The organism is Mumia sp. Pv4-285, assembly GCF_041320275.1.
Taxonomy (GTDB): domain Bacteria; phylum Actinomycetota; class Actinomycetes; order Propionibacteriales; family Nocardioidaceae; genus Mumia; species Mumia qirimensis.
Window position 1 is genome coordinate 2,291,564 of record NZ_CP162023.1, and the last position, 14,292, is coordinate 2,305,855.

At 70.8% G+C, this 14,292-nt stretch carries 22 protein-coding genes and 1 pseudogene; 12 read left to right on the forward strand and 11 right to left on the reverse strand.

All coding sequences use genetic code 11. The features are described 5' to 3' along the window. Nucleotides 1-88: 88 nt before the first annotated feature. The gene (locus AB3M34_RS11035; RefSeq protein WP_370619847.1) at nt 89-979 is read left to right on the forward strand and encodes a LysR family transcriptional regulator; all 891 of its coding nucleotides are present in this window, start codon (nt 89-91) and stop codon (nt 977-979) included. Nucleotides 980-982: 3 nt separating this feature from the next. On the opposite strand, the gene AB3M34_RS11040 is transcribed toward AB3M34_RS11035, so the two are convergent. The 4 genes and pseudogenes from AB3M34_RS11040 to AB3M34_RS11055 all read right to left on the reverse strand — a co-directional run bounded on the left by AB3M34_RS11040 (nt 983) and on the right by AB3M34_RS11055 (nt 3,331). Beyond that, the gene (locus AB3M34_RS11040; RefSeq protein WP_370619849.1) at nt 983-1,771 is read right to left on the reverse strand and encodes an alpha/beta fold hydrolase; all 789 of its coding nucleotides are present in this window, start codon (nt 1,769-1,771) and stop codon (nt 983-985) included. A gap of 11 nt (nt 1,772-1,782) precedes the next feature. After that, on the reverse strand, nt 1,783-1,986 hold the full coding sequence (locus tag AB3M34_RS11045; RefSeq protein ID WP_370619851.1) for an aldo/keto reductase: 204 nt from the start codon (nt 1,984-1,986) through the stop codon (nt 1,783-1,785). A 149-nt stretch (nt 1,987-2,135) separates the two neighbouring features. Continuing rightward, a pseudogene (locus AB3M34_RS11050) lies at nt 2,136-2,495 on the reverse strand (aldo/keto reductase); the annotation flags it as partial. After that, on the reverse strand, nt 2,492-3,331 hold the full coding sequence (locus AB3M34_RS11055) for a formate dehydrogenase accessory sulfurtransferase FdhD (protein ID WP_370619853.1): 840 nt from the start codon (nt 3,329-3,331) through the stop codon (nt 2,492-2,494). The gene AB3M34_RS11055 and the pseudogene AB3M34_RS11050, both read right to left, overlap by 4 nt. Before the next feature lie 50 nt (nt 3,332-3,381). On the opposite strand from AB3M34_RS11055, the gene AB3M34_RS11060 reads away from it, so the two are divergent. From AB3M34_RS11060 to AB3M34_RS11075, 4 genes are read left to right on the forward strand one after another with little or no spacing between them, the layout of a single operon-like run. Further along, the gene (locus AB3M34_RS11060; protein ID WP_370619855.1) at nt 3,382-4,596 is read left to right on the forward strand and encodes an acyl-CoA dehydrogenase family protein; all 1,215 of its coding nucleotides are present in this window, start codon (nt 3,382-3,384) and stop codon (nt 4,594-4,596) included. 9 nt (nt 4,597-4,605) lie between these two features. Next, nucleotides 4,606-4,968 carry a hypothetical protein gene (locus tag AB3M34_RS11065; RefSeq protein WP_370619857.1) on the forward strand — a complete coding sequence of 121 codons (363 nt, stop codon included), beginning with the start codon at nt 4,606-4,608 and terminating at the stop codon, nt 4,966-4,968. Then, nucleotides 4,961-5,404, forward strand: a complete 444-nt coding sequence (locus AB3M34_RS11070) for a hypothetical protein (RefSeq protein WP_370619859.1) — start codon at nt 4,961-4,963, stop codon at nt 5,402-5,404. The genes AB3M34_RS11065 and AB3M34_RS11070 overlap by 8 nt, the downstream gene beginning before the upstream one ends. A gap of 20 nt (nt 5,405-5,424) precedes the next feature. Next, nucleotides 5,425-5,826: an adenylyltransferase/cytidyltransferase family protein gene (locus tag AB3M34_RS11075; protein ID WP_370619861.1), complete on the forward strand. Its 402-nt coding sequence runs from the start codon at nt 5,425-5,427 to the stop codon at nt 5,824-5,826. A 15-nt stretch (nt 5,827-5,841) separates the two neighbouring features. On the opposite strand, the gene AB3M34_RS11080 is transcribed toward AB3M34_RS11075, so the two are convergent. Further along, nucleotides 5,842-6,486 (reverse strand): DedA family protein, encoded by a 645-nt coding sequence (locus AB3M34_RS11080; protein WP_370619862.1) that lies wholly within the window; start codon nt 6,484-6,486, stop codon nt 5,842-5,844. A 34-nt stretch (nt 6,487-6,520) separates the two neighbouring features. Then, nucleotides 6,521-7,009, reverse strand: a complete 489-nt coding sequence (locus AB3M34_RS11085) for a DUF1992 domain-containing protein (RefSeq protein ID WP_370619864.1) — start codon at nt 7,007-7,009, stop codon at nt 6,521-6,523. A 107-nt stretch (nt 7,010-7,116) separates the two neighbouring features. On the opposite strand from AB3M34_RS11085, the gene AB3M34_RS11090 reads away from it, so the two are divergent. Beyond that, on the forward strand, nt 7,117-7,941 hold the full coding sequence (locus AB3M34_RS11090; RefSeq protein ID WP_370619866.1) for a hypothetical protein: 825 nt from the start codon (nt 7,117-7,119) through the stop codon (nt 7,939-7,941). Then, nucleotides 7,925-8,575, forward strand: coding sequence for a hypothetical protein (locus AB3M34_RS11095; protein ID WP_370619867.1), 651 nt, complete (start codon nt 7,925-7,927; stop codon nt 8,573-8,575). The genes AB3M34_RS11090 and AB3M34_RS11095 overlap by 17 nt, the downstream gene beginning before the upstream one ends. A 4-nt stretch (nt 8,576-8,579) precedes the next feature. Here the strand turns inward: AB3M34_RS11095 and AB3M34_RS11100 are convergent, their stop codons facing one another. After that, complete coding sequence (locus tag AB3M34_RS11100) at nt 8,580-9,140, reverse strand: dihydrofolate reductase family protein (protein ID WP_370619869.1); 561 nt, start codon at nt 9,138-9,140, stop codon at nt 8,580-8,582. Nucleotides 9,141-9,222: 82 nt separating this feature from the next. On the opposite strand from AB3M34_RS11100, the gene AB3M34_RS11105 reads away from it, so the two are divergent. Together AB3M34_RS11105 and AB3M34_RS11110 are read left to right on the forward strand one after the other, a co-directional pair. Further along, nucleotides 9,223-10,227 carry a threonine dehydratase gene (locus AB3M34_RS11105; RefSeq protein WP_370619871.1) on the forward strand — a complete coding sequence of 335 codons (1,005 nt, stop codon included), beginning with the start codon at nt 9,223-9,225 and terminating at the stop codon, nt 10,225-10,227. Further along, a complete protein-coding gene (locus AB3M34_RS11110) occupies nt 10,224-10,649 on the forward strand; it encodes a DUF1801 domain-containing protein (protein WP_370619872.1) in 426 nt (141 codons plus the stop codon). The genes AB3M34_RS11105 and AB3M34_RS11110 overlap by 4 nt, the downstream gene beginning before the upstream one ends. 21 nt (nt 10,650-10,670) lie before the next feature. Here AB3M34_RS11110 and AB3M34_RS11115 read toward each other — a convergent pair whose 3' ends face one another. Then, complete coding sequence (locus AB3M34_RS11115) at nt 10,671-11,318, reverse strand: cytochrome b (RefSeq protein ID WP_370619873.1); 648 nt, start codon at nt 11,316-11,318, stop codon at nt 10,671-10,673. A gap of 65 nt (nt 11,319-11,383) precedes the next feature. On the opposite strand from AB3M34_RS11115, the gene AB3M34_RS11120 reads away from it, so the two are divergent. Beyond that, entirely contained in the window at nt 11,384-11,722 is a 339-nt protein-coding gene (locus AB3M34_RS11120; protein ID WP_370619874.1) for a DUF4440 domain-containing protein, read from the forward strand. On the opposite strand, the gene AB3M34_RS11125 is transcribed toward AB3M34_RS11120, so the two are convergent. Together AB3M34_RS11125 and AB3M34_RS11130 are read right to left on the reverse strand one after the other, a co-directional pair. Beyond that, on the reverse strand, nt 11,682-12,281 hold the full coding sequence (locus AB3M34_RS11125; RefSeq protein WP_370619875.1) for a GNAT family N-acetyltransferase: 600 nt from the start codon (nt 12,279-12,281) through the stop codon (nt 11,682-11,684). The genes AB3M34_RS11120 and AB3M34_RS11125 overlap by 41 nt on opposite strands. Nucleotides 12,282-12,307: 26 nt before the next feature. After that, complete coding sequence (locus AB3M34_RS11130; protein ID WP_370619876.1) at nt 12,308-12,826, reverse strand: hemerythrin domain-containing protein; 519 nt, start codon at nt 12,824-12,826, stop codon at nt 12,308-12,310. Between the two features lie 86 nt (nt 12,827-12,912). Between AB3M34_RS11130 and AB3M34_RS11135 the strand changes: the two genes are divergently transcribed. Both AB3M34_RS11135 and AB3M34_RS11140 read left to right on the forward strand, forming a co-directional pair. Beyond that, a complete protein-coding gene (locus AB3M34_RS11135; protein ID WP_370619877.1) occupies nt 12,913-13,359 on the forward strand; it encodes a PPOX class F420-dependent oxidoreductase in 447 nt (148 codons plus the stop codon). A 25-nt stretch (nt 13,360-13,384) separates the two neighbouring features. Then, nucleotides 13,385-13,729 (forward strand): iron chaperone, encoded by a 345-nt coding sequence (locus tag AB3M34_RS11140; RefSeq protein WP_370619878.1) that lies wholly within the window; start codon nt 13,385-13,387, stop codon nt 13,727-13,729. Nucleotides 13,730-13,735: 6 nt separating this feature from the next. Here AB3M34_RS11140 and AB3M34_RS11145 read toward each other — a convergent pair whose 3' ends face one another. Then, a complete protein-coding gene (locus AB3M34_RS11145; RefSeq protein WP_370619879.1) occupies nt 13,736-14,188 on the reverse strand; it encodes a MarR family winged helix-turn-helix transcriptional regulator in 453 nt (150 codons plus the stop codon). Nucleotides 14,189-14,292: the final 104 nt, after the last annotated feature.

Sequence of the window (14,292 nt, forward strand, 5' to 3'; positions counted from 1 at the left end):
CAGGCTCGTCGGGGCCGGCGTCGGGACCAACACCGCTCTTTGGGAGGATCGATAACGCACTGGTGATCGGAGCGGAGGTCGTACGGCGGTGGAGCTGCGGGACATCGAGATCTTCCTGACCCTGGCCGACGAGCTCCATTTCGGGCGTACGGCCGAGCGCCTCAACGTGTCCCAGGCACGGGTCAGCCAGGCGATCGCCAAGCAGGAGCGCCGGATGGGCACCGTGCTGTTCGAGCGGACGAGCCGGCAGGTGAGCCTCACGCCGGTCGGGGCACGGTTGCGTGACGACCTGCGTCAGGGGTACGAGCTCATCCAGTCGGGCCTGGCGCTCGCGAGCCGGTCCGCCCGTACGCCTGAGGGGGTGCTCAGGCTGGCCACGATGGGAGCCGTCGGCAACGACATGCGCCCCGTGGTCGAGGCGTTCGTCGCGCGACATCCGACCTGCTCCGTCGAGCCTCGCGAGTTCCACTTCAGCGACCCGTTCGGCAGGCTGCGGCGCGGTGAGGTGGACGTCCAGGTGACCTGGCTGCCGGTGTCGGAGCCTGACGTGCGGGTCGGACCGCGCGTGCTGACCGAAGGCCGCGTCCTCGCGGTGGCGAGCAGCCATCCCCTCGCCACGAAGGGTGAGGTCTCGATCGAGGTACTCGGCGACGAGACGGTGTTCGACATCGGAGCGGAGGCACCCGGCTACTGGGAGCAGGCGATGCTGCCGCGCCGGACACCCGCCGGTCGGCCGGTCATCCGGGGCCGTGGAGTGCGCACGTTCCACGAGGTCCTGACGTGCGTCGCCGCGGGCGACGGCGTGACACCGGTGAACGCGCACGTGTGCCGCTACTACACCATGCCGGGGGTGACGTACGTGCCCATCACGGACGTGCCGGACACCGAGTGGGCCCTGATCTGGCTCGCCGATCGGGAGACGCCCGAGATCCGCGCCTTCGCCGAGACCGCTCGCTCGCTCGGGACCCGAGCGCTCTGAGCGTCAGAGGGCGGTGGTGGCGTCCGACCGTCGACGCGACCACCACTGCTGGACGGCGTCGACCGCCGGCCCCGGCGACTTCGCCCACGAGAGGTGGTCGATCCGAGCACCGGCCGGCGCGGCGTCGCGGCGGTAGTCCCACCAGGTGACGGACTCGTCCTGCACGGGCCGCACGAGCGCGCGTGCCGCTCGTGGGACGGACAGGACATCGCCCTCGACCTGGAGGACGAAGGTGGGCGTGTCCAGGACCTCGCGGGGGAGCCGCCCCTCGGGGTACGGGAAGCGCCTGCGGCGGACCAGGCGCGACCACTGCCGCATGAGGGTTCGCGGCTGCGGCCCGCCGAACCCCCACGCGGGCCAGTAGCCGTACAGCGCCGTCACGGGCGGCACGGCTGCGGCGAGCGCCCAGATGCCCCAGAAGCGCTTGCCGTAGCGGCGGTAGTACGGCTCGGAGGCGCCAGCGAGGACGAGCCCGTCGACCCTGCCCCCGTCGAGTGCGTAGCCGAGGGCCACCTGCCCGCCCAGGCTGTGGCCGAGCACCACGACCGGGATGTCGGGGTGCTGTGCGCGGAACCGTGCGATGTGCTCGCCGAGGGCGGCCACGAGCTGGGCGTAGCCCCAGTCGTTGTGCCGCGTCGGTGCCTCGGTGTCACGGTCGATGCCGCGGGCGGCGAGGGTGCAGGAGCTCCAGCCGATCGCCTCGATCGCCGCGGCCAGCTCGCGGTAGTAGGCCGAGTGGACCCCCATCGCGGGCGCGATGACGACGTGGGGGCAAGACGGGTCAGTGTGCACGAAGGAGGAGTCTAGGACGCGGTGGCGTCAGACGGCTCTGCGAGGGCGTCGAGCCGACGGAGGTGGTCGGGTTCCAGCGCCAGGCCGGCTGCCGCGACGTTCTCCTCGAGGTGCTCCACCCGCGTCGTACCCGGGATCGGAAGGACGACGGGAGAGCGGGCGAGCAGCCACGCGACGGCGACCTGAGCGGGCGTCGCGCCGAGCTCGTCCGCCACGGCGGCGACGGCGACCCCCGACTCCGTCGTTGCTCCGGCAACGGGACGCCAGGGCAGGAAGGCGATCCCGGCCGCCTCGCACGCCTCGAGCGCAGCGCGCCGAGCTGGTCGGCCAACGGTGTCGCGGGATCGAGGCGATGGAGCTGGAGCAGCTCGATCCGGTCGAGGCGCAGCCGCCGGAGCGCCGCTGCCATGTGATCTCGCAGCGCCTCGGGGCGGGCATCGTGGGTCCAACCAGTCGTCTCGGTGGAGCGGACGATGCCGACCTTCGTGGCGACGAGCAGATCGTCGGGATACGGGTGGAGCGCCTCGGCGAGCAGCTCCTCGTTCGCGCCCCACCCGTACATGTGGGCGGTGTCGATCAGGGTGATGCCGAGCTCGACCGCCCGCTGCGCCACGGCGACCGAGGCGGCTCGCGCCTCGGCCGGTGCGGTCGGCAGCCGCATGGCGCCGAAGCCCAGCCTCCCCACCTCGAGATCGCCGCCGATGCGGAACGTCCCGGCCGTCATCGGCCGACCTCGCCGGCACGGTCCGCGTAGACGACGACGCGGCCGTCGCGGGCGAACCCGGCGAGCGTCGTCCCCGTGCGGTCGCAGAGCCTGGCCGCGAGCGTCGTCGGTGCTCCGACACCGACCACCGCGCCGACCCCGGCGACGACCGCCTTCTGGACGATCTCGAAGCCGATCCGACCGCTGGTGCACAGGGCGAGACCGGCGGTCGCGATCCCTTCGAGAAGCACGTGGCCGTTCACCTTGTCGACGGCGTTGTGGCGCCCCACGTCCTCGCGCACCACCACCGTGGCCCCGTCGGAGGCGAACAGCCCTGCGGCGTGGGCGCCTCCGGTCCGGGCGAAGTGCCGTTGATCGCGTCGCAAGGCGTCCGGCAAGGCGGCAAGATCAGCCGGTGACCAGGAAGGCGTCTCCTCACCGCGCTCCGGCAGCCGTTGGACGAGGTCCTCGACCTCGTCCAACGAGTCCGTGCCGCAGACCCCGCAGGCCGACGTCGCACGCAGGGACCGCTCCTTCCAGCCGCGCGCCGCCGGACGAGCGAGGGCCACCGTCACCACGTTGAACCGCTGCTCGTCGGTGAGCGTGGCATCCGTGCAGTACGCGATGCCCGCCAGGTCGTCGCGGCCCCCGATCACGCCCTCAGCGAGGACGAGACCGGCCGCGAGGTCGAAGTCGTTCCCCGGCGTGCGCATCGTCACGCCGAGGCGGCGGTCGGGCGATCCCGGCGCGGCGATGCGGATCTCCAGCGGTTCCTCGGCGATCAGCCGGTCCTCGTGCGCTCGCGGGACGCCGCCGACCCATTCGACGACGCGGCGCCGCGACGTGGGTGCGGTCATGCTCCCAGCCTATGTCCGGACCGGTGGGGCACCAGGTCTAGCATCGAATCATGACGATGCACCGGCCGCCCGCTCTCGACCCGGCCGATCCGCTCGGGATCGACGACCTCCTGGATCCCGAGGAGGTGGCGATCAGGCAGAGCGTCCGCACGATGCTCGACGCCGAGGTCGAGCCGTACGTCGCCGAGTGGTTCGAGTCGGGCGACCTGCCGGCCCGTGACCTGATGCGGGCGTTCGGCAAGCTCGGCCTGCTCGGCATGCACCTCGACGGCTACGGGTGCGCCGGCACCAGCGCGACCGCCTACGGTGTCGCCTGCCTGGAGCTGGAGGCGTCGGACTCCGGCGTCCGATCGATGGTGTCCGTGCAGGGGTCGCTCGCCATGTACGCGATCTGGGCGTACGGGAGCGAGGACCACAAGCAGACCTGGCTGCCGCGGATGGCCACCGGAGAGGCCGTCGGGTGCTTCGGACTGACCGAGCCCGACGCGGGTTCCGACCCGGCGAGCATGCGTACGCACGCGCGTCAGGACAGCGGTGGCGACTGGCTCCTCAACGGCTCGAAGATGTGGATCACGAACGGCTCGCTCGCCGACGTCGCCGTGGTGTGGGCGCAGACGGAAGGTTCCGACGGCGGCTCACAGGTCCGCGGGTTCGTCGTCCCGACCGACACACCGGGCTTCACCGCCACCACCATCAAGCACAAGATGTCGCTGCGGGCGTCTGTCACGTCCGAGCTCGTGCTGGACGGCGTACGCCTGCCTTCGGACGCCGTCCTTCCTGAGGTGAGCGGTCTGCGCGGACCGCTGTCGTGCTTGAGCGAGGCGCGCTACGGCATCGTGTGGGGTGCGATGGGCGCCGCCCGGGCGTCGTACGAGGCGGCGCGTGACTATGCGGCCACCCGTACCCAGTTCGGGGCGCCGATCGCCGCCTTTCAGCTGACCCAGGAGAAGCTCGCGACGATGTCGCTGGAGCTGAACAAGGGCATCCTGCTCGCGCTCCACCTGGGTCGTCGCAAGGACAGGGTCGGTCTGCGGCCGGAGCAGGTCAGCTACGGCAAGCTCAACAACGTCCGTGAGGCGCTCGAGATCTGCCGGACGGCGCGGACGGTCCTGGGAGCCAACGGCATCTCGCTGGAGTACCCGGTGATCCGGCACATGAACAACCTCGAGTCCGTCCTCACGTACGAGGGGACGTCCGAGATGCACACCCTGATCATCGGCCAGGCCCTGACCGGGATCCCCGCCTACCGTCCGCCGCAGGGCTGAGGTCCACCCGTGTCCTTGTGGTTCGCCTGGTTCGTCGCGCTCTGTGCGGTCGGTGTGGCCGCGTACGCCGCGTACCTCCTCGTCCGTGACCGGCCGGTCGACAACCCGTTGTTCTACCTCGCGTCCGCGCTCGAGGTCCTCGTGGTCGCGCAGCTCGTCGCCGGGTGCGTCGCTCTCGCCGCGACGTCGCGCGACGTCCAGGGCGTCACGTTCGTCGGCTACCTGCTCACGTGCGCCGTGATCCCGCCGGCCGCGGTCGTGTGGGGCGTCGCCGAGAAGTCCCGCTGGGGGACGGGCGTGGTCGTCGTGGGCATGCTGACCGTCGCCGTGCTCGTCGCCCGACTGGTCCAGATCTGGGGCGGACATGCCTGAGCACCCCACCGAGCGCTCCCGCGACGACGCGCAGACCGGCTCGGGATTCGGGCGCGTGCTCGTCGCCGTCTACGCCGTGTTCGCGATCTCCGCGACCGCCCGCTCGTTGGTGCAGCTCGTGCTTCAGTTCGACGAGGCCCCGCTCGCGTACCTCCTGTCGGCGTTCGCCGCAGCCGTCTACGTCGTGGCGACCGTCGCCCTCGCCCGGCGTGGAGAGACCTCCTCGAAGGTGGCGACGGTCGCGATCGGCGTCGAGCTCGTCGGTGTCCTCGTCATCGGCACCCTCACCGTCCTCGATCCCGAGCTCTTCCCCGACGCGACGGTGTGGTCCGAGTTCGGCGCCGGGTACGGCTACGTGCCGCTCGTCCTCCCGATCGTCGGGATGTGGTGGGTGCTGCGCACGCGGTCCCGCAACCGGCGCTCACCCAGCACGTGACCGACGGGTAGTCTCGTCGCGTGAGTGAACGCACGGTGATCACCTTCGGCACGTTCGACGTCTTCCACGTCGGACACGTCCGCATCCTCGAGCGCGCCGCGTCGCTCGGCGACCGGCTCGTGGTCGGTGTCTCCGCAGACGCCCTCAACGTCCGCAAGAAGGGCCGTGCGCCCGTCTTCTCGCAGGAGGAGCGGATCGAGATCGTGTCGGCGCTGCGCTGTGTCGACGAGGTCTTCGTCGAGGAGAGCCTCGAGCTCAAGGGCGACTACATCCGCAAGTTCGACGCCGCCGTGCTCACGATGGGAGACGACTGGAAGGGGCGCTTCGACGAGTTCTCGTCGCTGTGCGAGGTCGTCTACTTCCCGCGTACGCCGTCGGTGTCCACCACCGCGCTCATCGAGCACATCGCGTCCATCGGCTGACCGCACCGCCGCCGGTCAGGGCTCTTCGGGCAGACCCGCCTGGCGGCGACGACGCACCTGGACGATGCGGAGCGCCAGGAACGCGGCGACGGCGACCAGGGCGACGACGAGGACGACCTTCGAGTACGTCCCGACGACGTCGCTGACCGTCTCCCAGCGGTTGCCGAGCGCGTAGCCGAGCATGATGAACAACGTGTTCCAGATCGCGCTGCCGAGCGCGGTCAGCGTCAGGAACACTCGCAGCGGCATGCGCTCGAGACCGGCCGGGATCGAGATGAGACTGCGGAAGATCGGGATGAACCGCCCGAAGAAGACGGCCTTCGTCCCGTGCTTGGCGAACCACTCCTCGGTCTTCTCGACGTCGGTGACCTTCACCAGGGGCAGCTTGGCCACGACGGCGTACAGACGGTCGCGCCCGAACCACTGGCCGATCAGGTACAGCGCGAGCGCGCCGACGATCGATCCGATCGTCGTGCAGATCAGCGCGGCGGCGAGGTTCATGTCGCCGACGCTGGCGGTGAAGCCGGCGAGCGGGAGGATCACCTCGCTGGGGATCGGAGGAAAGATGTTCTCGAGGGCCACGGCGAGGCCGGCCCCGGGGGCACCGAGCCAGTCCATCAGGTCGGCTGCGAAGCCCGCGATCCCTCCGATGTCACTCACGCGTGCAGCCTAGCGAGCCTCCCTGAGCGAACGCTCAGGCGCTCCCGCGCGTCCGCCGGCGCTCCGCCCAACGCCGGACCTCCTGGTCGACGTCACGGGTCGGCGTGATCACCGGGGGACCACCGCGCAGCTGACGACGCGCCTCGACGATGCGGGCGTTGAAGGCCTCCAGCGCGGACCGGACCGAGCTCTCGGACGAGAGCCGCTCGAGCGCGGCATCGAGGCCGGCGTCGTCCTTGCGGAGCTGGAGCGCCTCGGGAAGGACACCGCTGATCTGCTCACGCTCGATCAGGCGCTTCACCCACCAGTCCGGGTCGTGCGTGTCGCCCAGTCCCGGGATCGGCTTGCCGTGGAGTGGCAGGTCGTCGAACTCGCCTCGTGCCATCGCCGCCCTGATCTGCTGGTCGACGAACGACGCCTTCTGGACGGCGAGCGTCTCCGGGTCGACGTACGCGTGCAGGCTGCGCGGTGGCGAGACGTCCCGCTCGGTGCGGCGGGCGGGGCCACGGTCACGGTCGGTCATGGAACCACCTCCTCCTCCAGGCTAGCCCGCGACTCATCCCGCGGGGGTGATGCCGAGTCCGTGCCGACACCGCAGGATGTGAGGACTCCGACGAAGGGACGTCCTGCGTGAACATGGTCATCGGCGTGCTCGTCGTCGTGGTCGTCACCGCCGCGACGGTGACGGCGATGCTCCTGGTCCGACGCCGCGCCCCCGAGGGCAGCTACTTCTCCGACGGCGACCGGGCGTCGGGCGTGTTCGGGGTGCTGGCGACCGGGTTCGCAGTCATCCTCGGCTTCATCATCTTCCTCGCGTTCGAGTCGTACGACGCCTCGCGCGTCGGCGCGGAGGCTGAGGCGCTGGCGGTGGTCCAGCAGGTGGAGACGGCGCAGTTCCTGCCGCCGGAGACGGGGGAGGAGCTGACCGGGATGCTGGTCTGCTACGCCCGGTCGGTCGTCGGGAGGGAGTGGCCGGCGATGGACGAGGGGACGCTCGGGGATGCCTTCAACCCCTGGGGCGCCGAGATGTTCCGGACGATGCGGGCGTACCAGCCGGCCACGGCAGCCGAGGAGTCGGCGTACGACCGCTGGATGGACCAGACCGGTGCACGGGAGCAGGCGCGGATCGACCGGGTCCACGGCGTCGAAGGCGTCGTGCCGCTGCCGATCTGGATAGGGCTGTTCGTGATCGCGGCAGTGATCTTCGGCTACATGCTGTTCTTCGCCGACCGCGCCGAGCGGGCGAGGACCCAGGCGATGCTGATGGGCAGCGTCACGTGTGTGATCACGCTGCTCCTGCTGCTTCTCGTCTTCTTCGACAACCCGCACGGTGACGGCCTCGGGAGGCTGGAGCCGATCGCCATGGAGCGGTCGCTGAGACTGATGGACTCCGCGATCGAAGTCGCCGGCATCGACCCGCCCATCCCCTGCGACGGCGATGGCCGAGCGCGCTGAGTCGCCCGCCGAGAAGGAGGGTGTGCTCCACGAGCTGGCGGTCACGGTGCTGCTGGTCGTGGCGGCCGTCGCCACGTCGTGGAGCAGCTACCAGGCCACGCGCTGGCACGGCGAGCAGGCCGAGGCTGCGAGCCGCACCAGCGCGATCCGGGTCGAGGCCGCACGGGAGCAGGGCCTGGCCGAGGCTCAGATGGAGATCGACGTCGCGACCTTCATCGCGTGGGTGGACGCCGACCGCAGCGGAGAGCCGCAGCTCGCCGGCTTCTTCGAGGCGCGGTTCCGGCGTGAGTTCACGCCGGCGTTCGAGGCATGGAAGGCGACGAACCCGTTCACCGACGCGACCGCGCCACCGACGCCGTTCGCGATGCCGGAGTACGACCTCGCTGCCAGCGCGAAGGCCGACGAGCTGGACCGCGAGGCGGAGGCGTCGGCAGCGAAGGTGCGGGAGGACATCCAGCGGGCGGGCAACTACGTGCTCACGGTCGTCCTGTACGCGGTCGCGCTCTTCTTCGCCGGGATGAGCACCAAGATCGGCAACCGTCGGCTCCAGACCGTGATGATCATGGCCGGCTATGTCGTGCTGCTCGGTTCGATCGCGTGGATCGCGACGTTCCCGGTGAGCATCTCGCTCTGAGGCGTCAGGGGAGCGTGGGCGCGTAGGTCAGCAGGACATGTCCGTTCGCGAAGCTGCGGACGTCCGTACGCCGGAGCGGCAGCGGACCGGCGAGCCCCGCCAGCACGGGCGTCCCGCTGCCGAGCGCGACCGGGTCGACGATGACCCGCAGCTCGTCGATCACGCCGGTCGGGAGGAGCTCGGCGACCAGCGACGAGCTGCCGAAGACCGCGATGTCCTTGCCGGGGGCCGTCTTGAGCTCGCGGACGTGGTCGGCGAGACCGTCGGCCACGAACGTCGTCGGACCCCACGGGTGCTCTGTCATCGTCCGGGACGCCACCACCTTGGGGAGGTCGTTCATGAACCCGGCCACCACCGGGTCCGCCTCGTACGCCTCCGGGGTCGGCCAGTAGGACGCCATCAGCTCGAAGGTGACGCGTCCCATCACGATCGTGTCGATGTGGTCTCCTTGCGAGCGCGAGTACTCCTCGAACTCCTCGTCGACGGTGAACCACTCGGTGCTTCCGTCCGCGTCGGCGTGGTAGCCGTCGACGGACGTCAGCAGGAATGCGTACACAGAACGCACGGGGCCTCCTCGGGTTGGTGTCGTCATGGGAGGACGGCGCAGGAAGGGCGAACTCATCGGTGCGCGGTGGCACACTCGGGAGATGACCGACACGTACGCCGTCCCGACCGCGACAGGGCTTCCCGACCACGCCGACCTCCTGGACGCCACGCGCGCGGTGCGTGAGGTGTTCCCCGCCACGCCGCAGCAGGTGTGGCCGCTGCTCGGCCAGGACCTGGGCGCGACGGTCTGGGTGAAGCACGAGAACCACACCCCGCTCGGTGCCTTCAAGGCGCGCAGCGCCGTGGTGTTCTTCGACCGTCTCGCGCGCAGCGGTCCGCTGCCGCGAGGTGTCGTGTCGGCGACCCGCGGCAACCACGGACAGGCGCTGGCGTACGCGGCCGGCCGGCACCGGATCCCGGCCACCGTCGTCGTCCCGCACGGCAACAGTCGTGAGAAGAACGACGCGATGCGAGCCCTGGGAGCGGAGCTGATCGAGCACGGCGACGACTTCCAGGAGTCGTTGGACCATGCCGTCCGTCTTGCCGACGAGCGCGGCATCATGCTCGCGCCGAACTTCCACCCGTGGATCATCGCGGGAGCCGGCACGTACGCGCTGGAGCTCCTGTCCGCGGTGCCCGACCTCGAGGTCGTCTACGTCCCGATCGGCCTGGGCTCCGGGGTGTGTGGGATGCTCGCGGCCAAGGCGGCCCTCGCCCATCCCGTCGAGGTCGTCGGGGTCGTGTCCGCCGGCGCGACGGCGTACGCGGACTCGATCGCTGCCGGCGAGCTGGTGTCGACCCCGGTCACCACGACACTGGCCGACGGGATGGCGTGCCGGACCCCGCGAGCCGACGCGCTCGCCCTGATCCGCGACGGCGTCTCCCGGCTGGTCACCGTCACCGACGACGAGGTGTCGGCCGCGATGCGGCTGCTGTTCCGGAGCACCCACAACGTCGCGGAGGGCGCTGCGGCCGCGTCGACCGCCGCTGCCGTGCAGGAGCGAGCCCGCAATGCCGACCGCACCGTCGGCGTCGTCGTGACCGGCGGCAACGTCGACACCGACGTGTACGCCGCGCAGCTCGGCAGGACGGTGGACGGGGCATGACGGACCGCACGGTCGAGGAGCACCTCGCCACGGTCACGCCGGCGAAGCGCCAGCGCGACGCGGCGACGATGCTGGCGATGATGTCGCGGATCACGGGGGAGGACCCCACGATGTGGCACACCATCGTCGGCTTCGGCTCGTACCACTACCGCTACGAGAGCGGCCGCGAGGGCGATGCGCCCGCCGCCGGGTTCGCCCCTCGGAAGGCCGCGACGACGATCTACCTGCCCGACGGCATCGGGACGTACGAGGCTGAGCTCGCTCGGCTCGGTCCGCACACCACCGGGGTGGGGTGCCTGTACGTGAAGGACCTGGAGGACGTCGACCTCGCGGTGCTGGAGAAGATCGTCGCGGCGTCGTACGCGCGAGTCACGACGGGGACGTTCGGCCAGCGCGCCCGTGACGGCGGCACCGCGGACTGAGCCGGCATCGAACCCGCCGTCTCAGAGCATCCGCCGCAGGAACCGGTCCCGGTCGACGAGCTGGTGCTTGAGCACGAACCCCACGTGGAGCGCCACCACGACGTAGAGGGTCAGGTGGCTCGCGACGTGCAGGGCGACCAGCAGATCGTCGTCGGCGAAGGACCACGGCGCCTGCCACTCGCCGCGGTCGCTGGTCTCGAAGTCCTCGCCGGCGCCCAGGACCAGCGCGAGCCCGGTGAGCGGCACGACGAACAGGAGCCCGTAGAGCGTGCGCTCCACCACCTGGGCGAACCGCTGCTCGCCCTTCGTGACCGTCGGCGGCCACGGAGGCAGCGTGCTCGCCAGTCGCCACGCGAGACGCACGACGGCCAGGGCGAGGATGGCGAGTCCCAAGGCGATGTGGACCGGCAGCAGAAGGTCCTCGTCACCGTCGTACGCCGACTCGACCCAGCCCTCGAGGGGGCTGCTCGCTCCGGTCATCGTGTAGCCGACGAGCAGCTGGGCGAGGAGTGCGAGGACGGTCAGCCAGTGGAGCACACGGGCGACCACGCCGTACCGGGCGAGCGTACGAGGTGTCGAGGTGCTGACCACGGGGTCTCCGATCGCGAGGCGGCGGCGTGCGGTCCTGGCGCTCAGGATCTCCGCCGGACGGCCGCTCCGCAAGGGCACCGATGACTTCCTGCGGGGCAGGGTGTCAGGAGGAGTGACCGAGTCTCGACCCGACGGAGGGAACCATGGCGACACGAGCGGAGACTGTCCGCCGCATGTTCGACGCGTACCGAGGGCAGGACCGCGCCACGGCCGAGGAGCTGATCGCCGAACGGTTCGTCTTCACGAGCCCGCAGGACGACCACATCGACCGTGCGGCCTATCTCGAGCGCTGCTTCCCGACGGCGGACCGCTTCACCCGGCAGGAGCTGGTCCACGTCGCCGAGGTGGGGTCCGACGACGTGCTCATCGTGTACGAGTACGACCTCCGCGACGGCGGGTCGTACCGGAACGCCGAGCTCACCACCGTCGTCGACGGGCGTCTCACCGAGGTGCAGGTGTTCTTCGGCGGTCCCGCCCGCTGACACGTGCGTGCACGTGCATGTCGTGCCAACCGTCGGCGTGCAGCGCGCAGGATCGCCGCGTCGCCTCGAGCGCGAAGCCCACCCTCTCGGCGACGCGGCAGGACGCGGGGTTCTCCGTCGAGTGCTCGATCTCGATGCGGTGGAACCCGATGTCGTCGAGCATCCAGCGGACCACCGTCGTGAGGGCGCGGGGAGCGACCCCCTGCCCGCGCGCGGCCGGGACCGTCCAGTAGCCGAGCTCGGTGAGACCGTCGGCGAGGTCGACATCCCTGATCCCGACCCGTCCGAGGAGAGCGTCGTCGCGGTCGACGACCGCCCACTGCGCCCCGCTCTCGACAGACCATCGCGCCTCGGCCGACGTGATCCAGGCTGCTGCCTCCGCCGACGTCATGGAGCGGACATGCCAGCGCTGGATCTCTGGATCCTCGTACGCGCGGACCAGCGCGTCGACGTCGGACGCGCGCCACGGTCGCACGGTGAGCCCGTCGGCGGTGAAGGTGGGCTGCGGTCTGTTGCTGAGCGTGCCCGGCGGCAGCGCTGGCGTCACGAGATCGGGCACGTCGCCAGCGTAGCCCTGCGGAGTCGCTAGTCCCGCGGCTCCCAACCGAACATCGCCGCGACCGACACGCCTGTGTCGAGCGCGTCGAGCGCTTCGACGATGCGCCGCTCCTCCCAGTGCAGATGCGACTCGAGCACCGACGCAAGGCCGTCGACCTCGGAGCGGAGTCTCGCTCGGGCGTCCGGCTCGTCCTCCGTCGCAGCGGTCGCCACCCGATGCTCGATCCCGCCGACCAGATGGGCGATGAGCCCGTGGTCGTGCGCGAGCTCGTCGAGGACCGGGGCGAGTGCTGGCACCTGCGAGGCCAGCGCGGGGAATGCCACGTCGTCCTCGCTGGCGTGGTGGCGGGTCAGGACGGTGCAGAAGGCCAGACAGTGCGTGCGCAGCGACGCGGTCAGCTCGTCGCCCGACTCGTGCGCGTCGAAGGCGGCGAGGAGCCTGGCCAGATGGTCGCGAAGCTCGTCGTGCACGGCGACGAGCTGGGTGCCGAACGCGGAGGCTCGGTCGTGCTCGGACGGATGAGGGGCGTTGTGGGAGTCGGGCATGTCGTCCGTATCGTCGCCGTACGGGCGCATCTCACGCAACCGGGTATTCGTTCGGTCTCGCGCCGAGCCTGTGGAAGGATCGCGGCGTGACAGAGCTGAGGGAGATCTTTGCCGGTTCGTGGCGCGGAGTGCTGGTGACGCTGAAGCGCGACGGCCGGCCGCAGATGTCGAACGTCGGCCACCTGTACGACCCGGAGGCGGACGCCGTCTTGATCTCGACGACAGCGGACCGGGCGAAGGTCCGCAACCTCCGGCGCGACCCGCGGGCCAGCTTCTACGCGACGACGGACGCGCTCGCCGCGTACGCCGTGGGGGAGGGGGACGCGGAGCTCAGCGCGGTCGCGGCCGACCCCGGTGATGCGGCGGTCGAGGGTCTCGTGGCGCACTACCGTGCCGTGCGCGGCGAGCACCCTGACTGGGACGAGTTCCGTACGGCGATGGTCGCCGAGCGGCGGTTGCTCGTCACCGTGCGCTTCTCGCACGTGTACGGCTGGGCCGGGCCGGTGGCGGCCTCCCGCGTACCCGGCGAGTAGCAGTCTGGGCGCCTACCCTGGCCCGATGGGGACCGTTGACGAGTACGTGTCAGGGCTCGACGAGCCGCGCCGGTCGGTCGTGGGCAGGTTGTACGCCGCGGTGACCGAAGCGGTCCCGGAGGCCGAGCAGGGCAAGGGGTACGGCATGCCTGCGCTGGTCTACCGCGGCAAGCCGCTGGTGAGCGTGATGGCGACGAAGAGGCACCTGTCGCTGTTCCCGTTCAGCGGCGACATCGTCGAGCAGTTCACGGCCGAGCTGGACGGGTTCGACACCGCGAAGGGCACGATCCGGTTCCAGCCGGAGGCGCCGCTCCCGAGCGATCTCGCCGTACGGATCGTCGAGGCCCGCCGGACGCAGATCGACGGGTGAGGCCGGTCAGTGGGCGGGGGAGACGAGCCCGCTCACGACGTCGACGAGGGTCTTCAGCTCGGGCACGGAACGCGCCTCCTCGAGCGTGCGTTCGAGGACGTCGTCATGGACCGGGCGAGCATCGTCGAGCAGGGCACGACCCTGCGGTGTGAGCTCGGTGTAGATGCCGCGCCGGTCGTCGGCGCACAGGATGCGCGTCAGGATGCCGCGGTCCTCGAGCCGGTTGACCAGGCGCGTGGTGGCAGAGGGGGAGAGGGCGGCCGCGCGAGCCAGCTGCTGCATGCGCATGTGCCAGCCGTCCTGGCGGCCGAGTGCGTCCATCACCGTGTACTCGACGACGGAGACTCCGACGCGTGAGCTGAGCTGACGCTCGAGCTCCGACTCGATCACGCCGTGCAGCGACGCCAGCGTCCGCCATCCTTGTGCGCGGACTTCGACGGCGTCGTCGGAGATCCCCATGTGGTCCACCTCACCGAGATAGTTGCTTGCGCGGGGTATTGCTGCGTGCAAGTCTCAATAGAGCGCGTGTGCAACTGACAGCGTACGCGGTCAACCGGCTCTCG

What these genes read in the sequence shown, in the direction of transcription:
- AB3M34_RS11055 (WP_370619853.1), bottom strand. Translation starts at nt 3,331, where the DNA reads ATGACCGCACCCACGTCGCGGCGCCGCGTCGTCGAATGGGTCGGCGGC.
- AB3M34_RS11060 (WP_370619855.1), top strand. Translation starts at nt 3,382, where the DNA reads ATGACGATGCACCGGCCGCCCGCTCTCGACCCGGCCGATCCGCTCGGG.
- AB3M34_RS11070 (WP_370619859.1), top strand. Translation starts at nt 4,961, where the DNA reads ATGCCTGAGCACCCCACCGAGCGCTCCCGCGACGACGCGCAGACCGGC.
- AB3M34_RS11085 (WP_370619864.1), bottom strand. Translation starts at nt 7,009, where the DNA reads ATGACCGACCGTGACCGTGGCCCCGCCCGCCGCACCGAGCGGGACGTC.
- AB3M34_RS11095 (WP_370619867.1), top strand. Translation starts at nt 7,925, where the DNA reads ATGGCCGAGCGCGCTGAGTCGCCCGCCGAGAAGGAGGGTGTGCTCCAC.
- AB3M34_RS11105 (WP_370619871.1), top strand. Translation starts at nt 9,223, where the DNA reads ATGACCGACACGTACGCCGTCCCGACCGCGACAGGGCTTCCCGACCAC.
- AB3M34_RS11110 (WP_370619872.1), top strand. Translation starts at nt 10,224, where the DNA reads ATGACGGACCGCACGGTCGAGGAGCACCTCGCCACGGTCACGCCGGCG.
- AB3M34_RS11120 (WP_370619874.1), top strand. Translation starts at nt 11,384, where the DNA reads ATGGCGACACGAGCGGAGACTGTCCGCCGCATGTTCGACGCGTACCGA.
- AB3M34_RS11130 (WP_370619876.1), bottom strand. Translation starts at nt 12,826, where the DNA reads ATGCCCGACTCCCACAACGCCCCTCATCCGTCCGAGCACGACCGAGCC.
- AB3M34_RS11140 (WP_370619878.1), top strand. Translation starts at nt 13,385, where the DNA reads ATGGGGACCGTTGACGAGTACGTGTCAGGGCTCGACGAGCCGCGCCGG.
- AB3M34_RS11145 (WP_370619879.1), bottom strand. Translation starts at nt 14,188, where the DNA reads ATGGGGATCTCCGACGACGCCGTCGAAGTCCGCGCACAAGGATGGCGG.